This window comes from Microbulbifer maximicatervae (SeqCode), assembly GCF_052467615.1.
Genome location: NZ_CP174319.1, coordinates 2,438,631 through 2,451,417, shown reverse-complemented (window position 1 = coordinate 2,451,417; position 12,787 = coordinate 2,438,631). Strand labels below are relative to the sequence as shown.

Sequence of the window (12,787 nt, the reverse complement as noted above, 5' to 3'; positions counted from 1 at the left end):
CCTTTGGCCCTTCGCGGGACGGCCTACGCTACGCTCCAGCCGCCCCTGTTGTAGTCGTTAAGCGAATGGGTCCCAGTCAATGAAGTATGAGAAAACACTAAAAAGTCTCTGTAGGCAGCCAAAACTAAGCGTAGCTCAAGTTGAATCTATGTTTAGGAAGCGAAGTGGTATTGAAGTAATTGTTACCCCAAAGAATATTGGTCGTGACGGGTTTGAAATACAGACCGACGATGGACTATGTTTTGTAACCGAACGACCTATTCAGTATCTCAACAATAAATGGGGACGTGTTACGGGTCTTCAGGAAAGAATGCTAGATTTGGCTATCCCTGTTCCTCTTTACATTGGGGAAGGAACTGTAGTCGGAGATATTCATAGAATTAATAACTCAGATGATCCAGTTTCTGAAGCGAATTTATGGCTGCATCAATCCTTTACAGCTGATATAGCGGTCGCGTATTTCAATAAATATCTTTCTAAAAGTGAATCTTTTAAGGAATACAATTCAATTATATTCGAAGCGATAGAAGCTTATTATTTTGGTCTTGATCACATTGGCATAATGGCTTTATTTCCAGTATTTGAAGCAGGCCTAAGGAACATACAGGCAAAGATATTGAATAGTGATGTAGGGAATGTAAGTACAGAAAAATTTGATAAGGGACTCAAAGAGCTAATCCTTACGTGGGGGAGTACTCGTTTCCCTAACTACTGCTGGTATCCTGGTAAAGGGTATAACTCACAAGTCGAAATTGATTTTTTTACCCATGTAAACCCTCAATGTGATGTTATCAATGCTTTTAGGCTGTTTTTTCAGCAAGTCTTGTACAAGCCAAGTAACGCTGGCAGTTCCATGAATGGATTTAATCGTCACTTGGTTGTTCATCTCTTGAAAAACGATTTCAACGAGCCTTCAAATTTTGCAAGGTTGTTTTTAGCATTAACACAAATCACATTTATTGAGAGTTTGCACAATCAAAATGTACCGTTCTTCTGGAAAGGTATTGACGAAAATGACACGAAGATTAGTAACTATATGCGTGCTTTAACTGATCAGTTTTTTTCACCAAGACGGAAGATGCTAAAGGAGCAAGGTATATGCGAGTATCCCTGATAGCGCTTAACAAGGCGATGAATTTCGTTCCGGCCCAGTGGGCCTCTACCGGACAATCCACGCTGCGCGTGGCTTGCCGATTATCGCAGCGTTAGCAGTCTACGGAGGCATAGTTGAGACCTCTACGAAAACTATTGCTACTTCTGGAAGTAGTTATTTGCTTTGGCCCCTCACTTTTAATATTAGCGATGGGGTTAATCGTTATTCCTGTAGCGATATCATCCCTACTTGAAGGTCAATTTTCGGGCCTATACCTTATGGCGATGCTATTAGGTGGTAGCTTTGGTATGGTAGGGATTATATCGTTAGTATTAAAAATTATTGAGCCAGAGAGTAGTGTATTGTCACCAACCAAAATCAAAATATTCATGGCTATGGGACTTATATCCATATTAGGTTTCCTCTTCATGGTTTCTGAAGGCGGAATAAGTTGGCAAATGGTGGTGCTGTGTCTACCAATTTTGTCGTCGCTACACCTGCTTTACTTAGGTCGGCGATATGTACTTTCTATCAGCCGCTAACAAATACAGGCAGGTTGCTCCGGCCCTGCAGGCCTGCGCGGGACAGCCTACGCTATGCTTCGGCCGCCCCTGCTGTGGGCGTTAAGGCTCACTAAGTATGGGTATCGAACAAGACAAAAGAGCATATGAATTACTCGAAAATCCATTTGAGTATCAATCAATGATTGAACGTAAGGTGCTTTTTAAAAGTATCAGAATTTGGAACTACTCTTCCTTTGATCCTTTCATTTCATTTATGGTGGCAAAGGAAAAAGAAGAGTTTTACGCCCGACGGGTGATCTGGGATCAGTACAAAACAGTGCCCTCTGGTGATCCTCAAACATACTGTGCAGAGGTAAAAGTTGAGAGCAGTGTTTTCGAAGAACTTATCGAGAGCTTCTCAGAGGTAAGTGTTTCCCCATTAATTCCTGGAGATTTAGTTGGTATTGATGGTGTTAGGTCTGGCGTGTCTGTCAAAGACTTTCTATCTGAGTCAACGTTTAGTTGGTGGTCGGGAAGTCCCAAAGAATGGGGCGCCATAAGAGATTGGCACCAACAATATATTGTTAAAATAAATGGCCTATTCTCCGGTTCACCTATGAGTCTAGAGTCGGCCTTAACAAGCGGCTGCTAGGGACTGCATTACGCTGCGCTCCATGCAGCCCCAGAGCCGAGCGCTAAGTTTTATACACAAGTTCTTTCAGTTTTATTATAGAAATCAATGAGTTACAGTTTTCACGGTATAGGAACTACAGATTTGGCTGGATAATTATGCAGGACTGGGTCAGGGACGAAGTGAAAAATCAGGTTATGGGTGATATACGATTGAATAAGCGGTTGTCGAATATTCTTAGTAATTTAAGTTCCGACCCAAAGAGTAGTATTCCCTGTGCAAACAAGTCTTGGGCAGAAACCTTTGCAGCCTATCGATTTATCGAAAATGATAAAGTTAGCTTTGACTCGATTATGAGTGGCCATAAATCAGCCACTCTTGAAAGAATCAAGGTTCAACCAGTTGTTCTTATCCCTCAGGATACCACTTTCCTAAATTTTGCTACCGATTTAGAAAGCAAAGAAATGGGAACACTTCGACGCAAAGAGACTAATCAGCAGCTCCTACATACGTCTATTGCTATCACACCATCCAGAGATAATCTGGGAATTATTGAGGGTAGCATGTGGCAGCGAGATAAAGAATCTAGTGCTAATTCTCGCTATACCAAGTCGATACAAGATAAAGAGAGTCGACGCTGGCTAGACCATTATGAATCAGCTTGTGAGATACAAGAACACTGCCCTGAAACCACGATTGTGAGCATCGCAGATAGAGAGGGGGATATTCATGAGTGGTTTCAATTAGCTGAAGACCAAAATGAACAGCGGCGTGCAAGCTATATTGTTCGAGCCAAGGCTAATCGTAGTTTAGAGATCGAAGGAGAAGATACGACTTTACTTTGGGACTATATGACCAAGCAGAAGTCCATCGGGAAATACTCAGTCCGTATCCCCAAAAGGAATGGACAACCAGAAAGGGAAGCTAAGGTCAGTGTATCCATTGCAGAAGTAAGATTACAGGGAAAAGGAAAATCAAAACGACCTCTTTCTATCTACGCAGTTTTTGCTAAGGAATTAAGCCCACCAGAAGGCAAAAAAGGTATTGAATGGATGCTGCTGACCGATCTTGCAGTTGAGGACTTTAAGCAAGCGAGGATCATCATTGAGTGGTATCGAAGTCGATGGGAAATTGAAACCTATTTTAGAGTGGTGAAAGGCGGATGCCAGATAGAAAGTAATCGCTTTAGAACCGAGCAGCGAATGCTGAACTGTATTGCAATCTATATGATTATTGGGTGGCGTCTACACTCCATGACAACACGAGCACGAACACTTCCTGATACATCGTGCACGAAAGTCTACTCCGAAAAAGAGTGGCGCATGATATGGATAATGCAAGCTAAAACCTCCCCACCAAATGAAGCTCCAAGTATGAGAGATATAACTCGTATGTTGGCAGGACTTGGAGGCTTTCTGGGGCGGAGCGGCGATGGTGAGCCTGGAGTTAAAACCGTTTGGCAAGGGTACACTAAACTGCTCCATTATATGGAGGCTGCGGAGGCTTTAAATGGAATTAAATGATGTGTATAAAACACAGGCCGAGCGTTATACGATAAGCAAAGTATGAGTATCAAAATAGAATTCTGTAAGCATCAAGATATCTGGGATGACTGCTATCTTGGATATGTCATCTGCGAGAATAATTCAAAGAATACCGGCCAAGAAGCTATAAAGGCAGTCATTGAACGTGATATCTCATTTAATTTTTACCCTTGGTTAAATGAGACAGAATCAATATCCCTTCCTAAAAATGGCCTTATCAAAATCAGCAGAAACGAATTTGAAAATATATTTTTTAGAATGGCGCAAGAGGCTGTCTCTTATGGTAGTGATAAGCGATTGTTAGATCGTGAGATAAAAACAATTCTTGACTCTTTCATCACAGATGTAGATGGACGTGACTTTTATAGTAACTGTACTCATTCCGGGTGGCGCCCAGTAACTCTGCATAGCCGTGATAATTTCCTTTGTGTAGTAGGTAAACATAAAATCGGAATGTGGCTAAGCTGTGATGACGAGTAATCGTATAACAAGTGCGTCCAGGCGACCGCCTTCGGCGGCGCCTGACGCAAGCGTTAGTTGGCAGTAGGGGCAATTAATGAAATCAGGGAAAGGATTAGGGTGGCATCGCCTCCACACAGTTGAAAGTGTTTCTGAGGCGGGGAGTATTATCAATTCTGGTGTGCCTGTAGATATCTGCGGTTCAGGCGATGTACAGCCGATACATGTCAACGACAATCCGGATATAATTCGGTTGTTTATCAATTTGGGTGTTTGCCCCGATGTAAAAAGGGGCGATGGAATGGCTCCACTTCATATTCATAGTAATCCAGAAGTAATTCGTGTTTTGCTCGAGGGCGGGGCAGATCCTAATTTGCCAAATAGTGAGGGCGAGTTAGCGATACATTATGCATCAGACTTAGGGTGCTTGAAGCTTCTCCTTGAATATGGGGCTGACCCATCTAATCGAAGTGAAGAAGGCGATTTTGCTGAAAAACATTTTGACGATGCAGAAATGGAGGCATTAATAATTGAGTACCGAGCTAGAGAGAGCAACTAACAAAGCAAGTCACAGGAAAAAAATTTCGCTGGAGCTCCAATTTTTCCTGTGCTCTTGGCGTTATAGAGCAGCAGGGTTCGAGTAATGGAAGTACCTATATCCCAAGAATTCGTAAAAATCTGTAAGCAAATTAAAGCCAAATCGTATTCAATCTCCCAGTGGTCTGAAATCGAATCCGATGATATGTTTCACTCAGATTCTTTTCGTGGTGGCTTTGATGCAGATGAACAGGAGTTCTGCTTTAGCTTTTATGACCAAGCTGGAGATGAGTATTGGTTTCAAGTAAGTCTTTCTTCAATCATAGAAATAGCTAGTGGTATACAGCTTAAAATTGTAGGTAGGGCTGCAGACTGAAGGCCTATAACAAGGTGCTCAAACACCGTTCCGGCCGAAAGCGGCCTCCACTGGACGCGCAAAAAGCGCGCGCCGTTTAGCACGGCGCTAAGTTTTATACACAAGTTTTTCCGGTTTTATTATGTAAATCAATAAGTTACAGTTTGACCTGGCATGAATTACAGATTTGATTGGATAATTATGCAGGACTGGGTCATGGAGGAAGTAAAAAATCAGGTTATGGGTGATACACGCTTGAATAAGCGCTTGTCCAATATTCTTAGTAGTTTAAGTTCAGATCCAAAGAATAGCATTCCCTGTGCAAACAAAACTTGGGCAGAAACGTTTGCAGCTTATCGCTTTATCGAAAATGATAAAGTCAATTTTGATTCTATTATGAGCGGCCATAAATCTGCAACTCTTGAGAGAATCAAAGCGCAGCCTGTTGTTCTTATCCCACAAGATACTACCTTTCTAAATTTTGCCACTGACCTAGAAAGTAAAGAGATGGGAACACTTAGGCGTAAAGAGACCAACCAACAACTCTTGCACACCTCCATCGCGATAACACCATCCAGGGTTAATTTGGGTGTTGTTGAAGGTAGTATGTGGCAGAGAGATAAGGGGTCCAGTTCTAATTCCCGCTATACCAAGTCGATAAAGGATAAGGAGAGTCGACGCTGGCTAGACCATTACGAAACGGCTTGTCAGATACAAGAGCACTGCCCTGAAAGCACAATTGTGAGTATTGCTGATAGAGAGGGTGATATTCATGAGTGGTTTCAGCTGGCTGAAGAGCAAAGTGAACAGCGGCGGGCGAGCTATATCGTTCGAGCTAAGGCCAATCGCACTTTAGAGCTCGATGGAGAAGAAACGGTTTTGCTTTGGGATCATATGAACGAGCAGAAATCTATTGGTCTATACACGGTAGACATTCCCAAACGGAATGGGGAACCTGGAAGAAAAGCCAAAGTCAGCGTATCCACTACTGAGATACGGCTATTTGGAAAAGGAAAATCTAAACGACCACTTTCTCTCTATGCTGTATTGGCTAAAGAAATAAACCCACCAGAGGGTGAAAAAGGCATTGAGTGGATGCTGTTAACTGATCTTCCAGTTGAAGACTATAAGCAGGCGAGAGTTATCATTGAGTGGTATCGAAGCCGGTGGGAAATTGAAACCTATTTTCGGGTGGTAAAAGGCGGATGCCAGATAGAAAGTAATCGTTTTAGAACAGAGCAGCGAATGTTGAACTGTATTGCGATCTATATGATTATTGGATGGCGACTACATTCGATAACTACACAAGCAAGAAGTCTTCCTGATGAACCATGTACGAGTGCTTACTCTGAAAAAGAATGGCGCATGGTATGGATGATGCGAGATAAAAGCTCCCCGCCAAATATACCTCCGAGCATAAGAGATATAACGCGTATGCTGGCAGGTCTAGGAGGATTTCTAGGACGTAAAGGGGATGGCGAGCCAGGGGTTAAAACTGTTTGGCAAGGATATGCTAAGTTACTCCATTATATTGAAGCAGCAGAGGTGTTAAATGGATTTAAGTAATGTGTATAAAACACAGGCTTGGCGTTATGTTTTATTGATTCTTAGCTTCAATTTATATTTGTGATGACTAAAGGGATTTTGTATGAAAGAAGAGATAGCTGAGTTAAAAAGTGAATTTAAGGCTAAGTTATTATTCTGGAATAACATCAAAAGTAAAAAACTTAAAGTAGCCTTGATAGTTTTGTTTGTTGGCCTCGTAGGTTTAAAGGTTTTTACAACCGTTTTGACGTTCGACTGGCTAGTAATTTTTTAATTGATAAAGCAGTGTAGTAAAGCATAACAAGCGCATGTTGTTCGCCGCTATCTCGGCCGGACGGCTTAGAAACCTTCCCCCATTGAGTAGACGCCTATCTTTTAAATAGGATAGGAAAAAATGCCGAAAATACTGAGTGAAGAGCGGGTTGTTGAATATTCAACAGAGTTCAAAGTTAGAGTGGTAGCTCTCACTAATCAACTGAAAGTAGATACGACTACTATCGCCAACATTATTGGTTTGCATCCAGTAATGGTGTATAGATGGCGACAGGAAAGTAGAGAAGGCAAGCTGGTCGAGAAGCCCAGTCGTAGAATAAGTATGACAAAAGCAACGAAAAATCGGTCTCAAACCGATGATAAAGAGATAAGACGTCTAAAAAAGAAAGTCGAGAAATTGCAAAAGGAGAATGATTTCCTAAAAAAGTGGGAAATGTACCTGAAAGATCCAAAGCCGAAAGATTCTCATTCATAGCTCTTAATCGATCAGACTTTGGTGTCAGGTACTTATGTAGATACTTGAATGTTTCACCCCAAGGGTTTTATAAATGGCTCAATCGAGATGAGAGCACTCGTGACATAGAGAATAGGCGAATTCTAAGGCGTATCGAAGCTATCTATACACAGCATGATGGTAATTATGGAAGTCCAAGAATTAGCGCAGAGCTGAAAGCTAATGGTGAAAGAATAAATCACAAACGCGTTGAACGCCTTATGAGAGAGGCTGGAATCGTGGGGAAAGCTGGAAGGATCTATCGTCGACGCCCTTTGCCTGGAAATCCTTGTATTAAGGTTGAAAATTTACAAAGAGAGCATGGTATGCCGAGTAAACCAGACTCTCAATGGGCTGGTGATGTAACCTATCTGAAGATCAATGGGCAATGGCAATATTTAGCTGTGATTATTGATCTTTACTCCCGGAAAGTGTTGGGTTGGGAGCTGTCGGATACTCGAACTGTTGAGCTAACACTGTCAGCGCTAAATAAAGCTGTCCGTCGCAGAAATATAGAATCAAATCTAATATTTCACAGCGACAGAGGTTCTGAGTACGGTGCTTATGCATACCAAAACCGACTCAAAGAGCTGGATATTGAGCCGAGCATGAACCGTCCAGGGTTTATGAATGATAATGTGTATGTGGAATCATTTTTTCAAACACTGAAAACTGAGAGTTTCAAAGGATTTAATTTTAAATCCGTTGAGGAGCTAAGAACCAACTTAGCTTGGTATCTTGATAGGTACCATAACTTTAAAAGAAGACATGGTTCACTTGGGTTCAAAAGCCCAGATGAATATGAAAGAATGGCCGCATAAGATGAATATAAGGTGGCGTCTACTTTAAGGGGGGAGGCTTCTTACGCTATGCTTCAGCCGCCGCAAATGCAAACGTTAGGCAGTAGAGTTAAGGAATATAAGTTAATGGAAATATCAGTATTTCATAGATTGTATAATTCTTTCGGTGGGCATCGGTCGATTTCACTAGTTTCAGAGATACTGGAAAATGATGAGCCAGACTTTGGAAGTGCCGTCGAAGAGATAGAAGTCACTGTTCACTTTTACCATGATGGTCCAGCCAGAAAGAGTTTGGAGCAAACTCAGGAAAACTTTCACAATAATCTTAAAACCTTACCTAAATGCACCTTTTATAGAAAGAAGAAGCGAATTGCTCTGGATATTGAAGGAACTTTTACTACCGGTTACGAAATAGAACGAAATAAAAAACCTCCTATTCAGATAAATCCAGATTGGGTTAAAGCGACTCTAGCAGACATAATTGAAAACTTAACTGCCATTAAGCCTAAAATAAAAAAGTCAGATGACTTCTCATATGAAGAATTTCAGAAGTATCTAAGTAAAAAGCTCGAAGAAATTCCGCATAACGTTGAGGAACTTGAAAACCTACAGAATGAAGTCAGAGAGCGCAGAAAAGCAGAATTCGAAAAACTCGATGAATGGGAAAAGCTGGGGCTCGATTGGGTAGACTTTCACCCAAACGCAAAAGATGTTGTGCCAGTACCAGGTTTGTGGAGTTGTGGTGACGAGTTTGCACCAAATGGGAATGATACTGGTGCAGATACTTTAGGTCTTTTTACTGACTGGAATAACCGCAATAAAAGTAAATCTCCACTCGTTTTTCTAACGAAGCTGTTAAAGGGTTGGGAAATCGATATAAATAAACCATATGATAGTGACTATAGCTCTTATACCTACTTTCAAGCGACAGTCGGCTTAGCATTTGCATCAGCTAAACTAAGAGGTGAATGCGAACAACCCCTTAAAGAAAAAGCAATGCAAGCAATTGAGAAGTACCTGCAAAGCATTGCTGCCGAAACGAATTGGGAGCATAAGAACGAATGCGAAGAGAAATTAACAACGTCGCTGAGTGTGCTCGGTAAGATGCCTAACAAGGCGTTGCAGCCGATAAACGGCTGAACGCGGCGGTATAGCTATTTAAAAAGCATCTCTTTTACCCAAAAACAGTCAAACACCCATAGCTGCTAATAGGGAGTACAGTGTTGAATCGTCAACCTTATCCGCTATTGAAAAATCACGCCCATATTGCCAGTACCAGATTGGAGGGCAGTTGCAGAATTACCGGATGTTGCCTGACCGATTTCATGCACATTAGATGTGCCAATCTGGGATTGACTGGCAAAGTTGGATATCCCCGTCTGATTGGTTAGTGCCATATTCATCATGCCAGTTTGGTTGGTATCAACTATGCCAAAATCAGAAGCATCTTGATTAACTTCCGACATATTCATCATGCCTGACTGGAATACGCTCACAGTATTATTATTTGAATTATTTAACTGTGTAACAATGCCATCATTGCTATCTCCGTCTTGTTGAATAAGTAAGCTATTAAAGTCGCCGTCGTTTTGAGCCATGCCAGCGATATTAGCAGTTCCATTCTGGATCATAACTGAGGTATTTGAGGTGCCGCTAGATTGGAAACCAATAGCACTATTGGCCATTCCTGTCTGGTTCACTATAAAACTGTTAAAGGAGGTATTGAGTTGAGTATTACCGGAAATTTGGGAATCTCCAGATTGCAATACAGAAATAGTATCGCTATCTGACATTATCTGCGCACCGCCATAGCTATTGGTATCCCCAATTTGGTTAACAAAAACAGTACTTAACTGAGAGTCAACTTGCGACATGCCTACCTCATTAAGATTGCCCTGCTGAATTGCCGTAATCTGGGTAGAGTCACTGTTATTTTGTAGTAAGGCAGGAGCGGTATTTAGATTTCCAGTTTGAATATGAATAATAGTGCCATTTTGAGTGGCATTCTCCTGTACCGGTGCAGATTCGTTGAAATCACCATCCTGGGTGATTGCGATCAAACTGTCCATCGTTGCGGGATCACTTTGGTCCGGGTTAGCCATATTACCATTTCCATTCTGGTTCACTATGGCAGTATTCCCATTTGCGAGTGAATACCCACTAATTACTAAGAAGATAGCTGCCGCTATCGGGGTGAAAGCTTTCATGATGATCCCTTAAAAATCAAGCGATTAATTTTGTTACAGACTGTTGATCGATTTGGGACTCAGCTGAACAGCTAATTAGGCGGAGAATGCTCTCAAATCTTTGTCATTAAAGTTGAAGTGGAGTCACCAATACAGGATTTCATCCTTAGAGAGTTCCTACTGCTTGTCTGGCTGTCTAGGTAAAATAGAGGTGACACGGGAAGTATAGGGCTGGATTGCAGTAGTTATCTTTAGGAAGATGATCTCAAAAAGCTGGGAATAAAGTTTAAACATATAGGGATAACTAGTTTAGTAAGAAATTCCTATATTTATATTGTTTATAGAGTGCCAGGCTTGGCAATTTGTCTACATCATCGACGACAGCCATTGTGCTGGTACGATTGCGCGATCTGCAATTACGCAAAAGGCTGAGCCCGCAAGCTCCGAAGCCGTCGCCGTGCTCAAGTGCGTTATTGCCGTGATTGATGATCAGAACAGCGTGCAGACCGATGCCCGATGGATCGGGTCTATGTGACAACGAAGACACTCACCACAGATGCAGGGCAGGCGGTCAATGTGATTGACGAGGCAGCGGGCCTTGTTTCTGACTGCATTGGTGAAGTGGCGAATCGCATGGTCGTGCATAGTTCTATTGCGGTGATGGAGATTCCGAGTGGGTGAGTATGGTTGCAATTAACTGCGGTGAGCGAGTTTATGCGGATGATGATGGTGAGTGGGGTGTTTGTAACAATGAACTTACGCGCTTCTGCAGATCGAAGTGCAGGGCATCCAAAACGGTCCCCCCGACTCCCCCAGCGATGGCGACCGCTACATAGTGGCCAGCGATACCGGAGACTGGGCAAGCCAAGACGGCCAACTGGCCCGCTATGTAGCAGACCCCGGCTACTGTAAATTCTTCCCCGCTAAGGCCGCACTCAATCAGGCGGGCGGCCTGCTGTATATCAACGGCAGTAGAGGCTGGCAGGTAGCCAACCGCCCGGCGACTCTGCCGCAGATCACTGGGGATACCAGCACGGATCTGGCCGGGGTGGTTGGGCAGGTGTTGGCAGCGTTAAACAATATTTACTGGGATAACCAAGTCACCTAGCCTGCTTCGTATATCTGGGATCAAAAGCATCTGCATCTTATGCACAGGAAAAAAGGTGTTAACTTTCTGACTTTTAAGGGGGTTCCAAAAATATATATAGCACCCCAAATGTCTGGATATAATGCAGTTGCAATATGCCCATTTGTGTACATTGGTACCAACTGTCGATAGGTTAATGTTACTTAAAGGCTTTTTATATCGTGGTCGAAGGAATTTTGTGGGTATAGTGGTGGGTGATATATTGCAGCTGCTTTTGAATACACTGTTAAGCGTTCAAGGAAGAGCATTGAAGATAGCTACCATATTAGCGCTAGTAATAATTAGTAATCCTGTTTGGGGGAATAGTCTTAATACAGTCAAGAAAATACAGGAAAGTATTTCTGCTAATCTATCGCAAGGCGATAGCAAGGAAATAATTGAAGAATATTTAGCCTCAGCTAACATTGTGTATTCTTACGATAAGTATTCTTTTAGATATCAGGCCGTAGTACGAGAGAATGAGGCTGACTGTAACATTGAATCTATATTTCTTAGGCTATTCTATGAATGTGCCATTCAAATATATATCAACTTAAATGAGCGAGGGGACTACAAAGATCATGAGGTTTTCCAAACTTATTCTGGCTTATAGCGTTGCAATGCTTAGCAAGTACAAGCAGGTTGCTACGGGCCTTCGGCCGCCCCTGTTGTAGTCGTTCAGGCTGTAGAAAAACTAATTTATGTCTTTGCTTTCTTAGATGTGGTCAAATATTAACCATAAATGGTGATTCTACGTGAATTCTGATCTAGCTTTCACTGATGAGTAGGCTATTTTTCACGTAGAAGCACAATACGAAAAGAGGGCTGAGTTTTTCTACACCCTCGTTAGGCAGTAAACGAATCCATGACTTCTCTAGATAAAGCGATAAGTAATCTTGGAATTAAACGCACCATAAATTTCTCTGGCAAGCAGATTAAACTAGCCTGCTTACTTCGGGAAGAGGATAGGCGCCCCTTACAAGCAGACTGGTGGAAAGGTAAGCAATCAACCCTGATCGGAGTTGATGATAATGGCAATTTTTTGCTCAGGCATTGCGGTGGCTATATATTCTATTGGTGCCATCAGGCACAATTCGAAGAGGTAATCGCAAAGAGCGAGGGTGAATTCCTCAAATTAATCGAGTTCGGAGAGTAGCCCATGCCTAACAAATGCAGCAAGCAACACCCAAGCAAGCTTGGGTTGGACCTACATTCCGCAGCTTCGCGGCTACATTTCGGCCG

The 12,787-nt window shown here is 42.3% G+C and carries 18 protein-coding genes; 16 read left to right on the top strand and 2 right to left on the bottom strand.

Translation table 11 applies throughout. The features are described from left to right. The first annotated feature begins 79 nt into the window (after positions 1–79). The 12 genes from ACJJIM_RS10965 to ACJJIM_RS10910 all read left to right on the top strand — a co-directional run bounded on the left by ACJJIM_RS10965 (position 80) and on the right by ACJJIM_RS10910 (position 9,373). Positions 80–1,114 (top strand): hypothetical protein, encoded by a 1,035-nt coding sequence (locus ACJJIM_RS10965; protein ID WP_444913287.1) that lies wholly within the window; start codon positions 80–82, stop codon positions 1,112–1,114. 113 nt (positions 1,115–1,227) lie between these two features. Further along, positions 1,228–1,635 (top strand): hypothetical protein, encoded by a 408-nt coding sequence (locus ACJJIM_RS10960; RefSeq protein WP_444913286.1) that lies wholly within the window; start codon positions 1,228–1,230, stop codon positions 1,633–1,635. A gap of 97 nt (positions 1,636–1,732) precedes the next feature. After that, on the top strand, positions 1,733–2,248 hold the full coding sequence (locus ACJJIM_RS10955; protein WP_444913285.1) for a hypothetical protein: 516 nt from the start codon (positions 1,733–1,735) through the stop codon (positions 2,246–2,248). Between the two features lie 137 nt (positions 2,249–2,385). Beyond that, the gene (locus tag ACJJIM_RS10950; protein ID WP_444913284.1) at positions 2,386–3,750 is read left to right on the top strand and encodes an IS4 family transposase; all 1,365 of its coding nucleotides are present in this window, start codon (positions 2,386–2,388) and stop codon (positions 3,748–3,750) included. A 42-nt stretch (positions 3,751–3,792) separates the two neighbouring features. Further along, positions 3,793–4,251: a hypothetical protein gene (locus ACJJIM_RS10945; protein ID WP_444913283.1), complete on the top strand. Its 459-nt coding sequence runs from the start codon at positions 3,793–3,795 to the stop codon at positions 4,249–4,251. 76 nt (positions 4,252–4,327) lie between these two features. Next, positions 4,328–4,789, top strand: coding sequence for an ankyrin repeat domain-containing protein (locus ACJJIM_RS10940; protein WP_444913282.1), 462 nt, complete (start codon positions 4,328–4,330; stop codon positions 4,787–4,789). Between the two features lie 84 nt (positions 4,790–4,873). Then, positions 4,874–5,143 carry a hypothetical protein gene (locus ACJJIM_RS10935; protein WP_444913281.1) on the top strand — a complete coding sequence of 90 codons (270 nt, stop codon included), beginning with the start codon at positions 4,874–4,876 and terminating at the stop codon, positions 5,141–5,143. Positions 5,144–5,338: 195 nt separating this feature from the next. Beyond that, a complete protein-coding gene (locus ACJJIM_RS10930; protein ID WP_444912479.1) occupies positions 5,339–6,688 on the top strand; it encodes an IS4 family transposase in 1,350 nt (449 codons plus the stop codon). Positions 6,689–6,770: 82 nt separating this feature from the next. Beyond that, the gene (locus ACJJIM_RS10925; protein ID WP_444913280.1) at positions 6,771–6,941 is read left to right on the top strand and encodes a hypothetical protein; all 171 of its coding nucleotides are present in this window, start codon (positions 6,771–6,773) and stop codon (positions 6,939–6,941) included. A gap of 120 nt (positions 6,942–7,061) precedes the next feature. Continuing rightward, the gene (locus ACJJIM_RS10920) at positions 7,062–7,415 is read left to right on the top strand and encodes a transposase (protein ID WP_413662302.1); all 354 of its coding nucleotides are present in this window, start codon (positions 7,062–7,064) and stop codon (positions 7,413–7,415) included. Beyond that, a complete protein-coding gene (locus tag ACJJIM_RS10915) occupies positions 7,367–8,254 on the top strand; it encodes an IS3 family transposase (RefSeq protein ID WP_444913279.1) in 888 nt (295 codons plus the stop codon). The genes ACJJIM_RS10920 and ACJJIM_RS10915 overlap by 49 nt, the downstream gene beginning before the upstream one ends. Positions 8,255–8,359: 105 nt before the next feature. After that, entirely contained in the window at positions 8,360–9,373 is a 1,014-nt protein-coding gene (locus ACJJIM_RS10910; protein WP_444913278.1) for a hypothetical protein, read from the top strand. 104 nt (positions 9,374–9,477) lie between these two features. Here the strand turns inward: ACJJIM_RS10910 and ACJJIM_RS10905 are convergent, their stop codons facing one another. Together ACJJIM_RS10905 and ACJJIM_RS10900 are read right to left on the bottom strand one after the other, a co-directional pair. Beyond that, complete coding sequence (locus ACJJIM_RS10905) at positions 9,478–10,440, bottom strand: hypothetical protein (RefSeq protein WP_444913277.1); 963 nt, start codon at positions 10,438–10,440, stop codon at positions 9,478–9,480. A gap of 283 nt (positions 10,441–10,723) precedes the next feature. After that, a complete protein-coding gene (locus tag ACJJIM_RS10900) occupies positions 10,724–10,957 on the bottom strand; it encodes a hypothetical protein (protein WP_444913276.1) in 234 nt (77 codons plus the stop codon). On the opposite strand from ACJJIM_RS10900, the gene ACJJIM_RS10895 reads away from it, so the two are divergent. The 4 genes from ACJJIM_RS10895 to ACJJIM_RS10880 all read left to right on the top strand — a co-directional run bounded on the left by ACJJIM_RS10895 (position 10,951) and on the right by ACJJIM_RS10880 (position 12,701). Next, a complete protein-coding gene (locus ACJJIM_RS10895; RefSeq protein ID WP_444913275.1) occupies positions 10,951–11,100 on the top strand; it encodes a hypothetical protein in 150 nt (49 codons plus the stop codon). The two genes, ACJJIM_RS10900 and ACJJIM_RS10895, sit on opposite strands and share 7 nt — an antisense overlap. Positions 11,101–11,185: 85 nt before the next feature. After that, entirely contained in the window at positions 11,186–11,527 is a 342-nt protein-coding gene (locus tag ACJJIM_RS10890; RefSeq protein WP_444913390.1) for a DUF2793 domain-containing protein, read from the top strand. Between the two features lie 217 nt (positions 11,528–11,744). Further along, positions 11,745–12,158 carry a hypothetical protein gene (locus tag ACJJIM_RS10885; RefSeq protein WP_444913274.1) on the top strand — a complete coding sequence of 138 codons (414 nt, stop codon included), beginning with the start codon at positions 11,745–11,747 and terminating at the stop codon, positions 12,156–12,158. A gap of 252 nt (positions 12,159–12,410) precedes the next feature. Then, positions 12,411–12,701, top strand: coding sequence for a hypothetical protein (locus tag ACJJIM_RS10880; protein WP_444913273.1), 291 nt, complete (start codon positions 12,411–12,413; stop codon positions 12,699–12,701). Positions 12,702–12,787 lie beyond the last annotated feature (86 nt).

What these genes read in the sequence shown, in the direction of transcription:
- ACJJIM_RS10965 (WP_444913287.1), top strand. Translation starts at nt 80, where the DNA reads ATGAAGTATGAGAAAACACTAAAAAGTCTCTGTAGGCAGCCAAAACTA.
- ACJJIM_RS10955 (WP_444913285.1), top strand. Translation starts at nt 1,733, where the DNA reads ATGGGTATCGAACAAGACAAAAGAGCATATGAATTACTCGAAAATCCA.
- ACJJIM_RS10950 (WP_444913284.1), top strand. Translation starts at nt 2,386, where the DNA reads ATGCAGGACTGGGTCAGGGACGAAGTGAAAAATCAGGTTATGGGTGAT.
- ACJJIM_RS10945 (WP_444913283.1), top strand. Translation starts at nt 3,793, where the DNA reads ATGAGTATCAAAATAGAATTCTGTAAGCATCAAGATATCTGGGATGAC.
- ACJJIM_RS10940 (WP_444913282.1), top strand. Translation starts at nt 4,328, where the DNA reads ATGAAATCAGGGAAAGGATTAGGGTGGCATCGCCTCCACACAGTTGAA.
- ACJJIM_RS10935 (WP_444913281.1), top strand. Translation starts at nt 4,874, where the DNA reads ATGGAAGTACCTATATCCCAAGAATTCGTAAAAATCTGTAAGCAAATT.
- ACJJIM_RS10930 (WP_444912479.1), top strand. Translation starts at nt 5,339, where the DNA reads ATGGAGGAAGTAAAAAATCAGGTTATGGGTGATACACGCTTGAATAAG.
- ACJJIM_RS10925 (WP_444913280.1), top strand. Translation starts at nt 6,771, where the DNA reads ATGAAAGAAGAGATAGCTGAGTTAAAAAGTGAATTTAAGGCTAAGTTA.
- ACJJIM_RS10920 (WP_413662302.1), top strand. Translation starts at nt 7,062, where the DNA reads ATGCCGAAAATACTGAGTGAAGAGCGGGTTGTTGAATATTCAACAGAG.
- ACJJIM_RS10910 (WP_444913278.1), top strand. Translation starts at nt 8,360, where the DNA reads ATGGAAATATCAGTATTTCATAGATTGTATAATTCTTTCGGTGGGCAT.
- ACJJIM_RS10905 (WP_444913277.1), bottom strand. Translation starts at nt 10,440, where the DNA reads ATGAAAGCTTTCACCCCGATAGCGGCAGCTATCTTCTTAGTAATTAGT.
- ACJJIM_RS10880 (WP_444913273.1), top strand. Translation starts at nt 12,411, where the DNA reads ATGACTTCTCTAGATAAAGCGATAAGTAATCTTGGAATTAAACGCACC.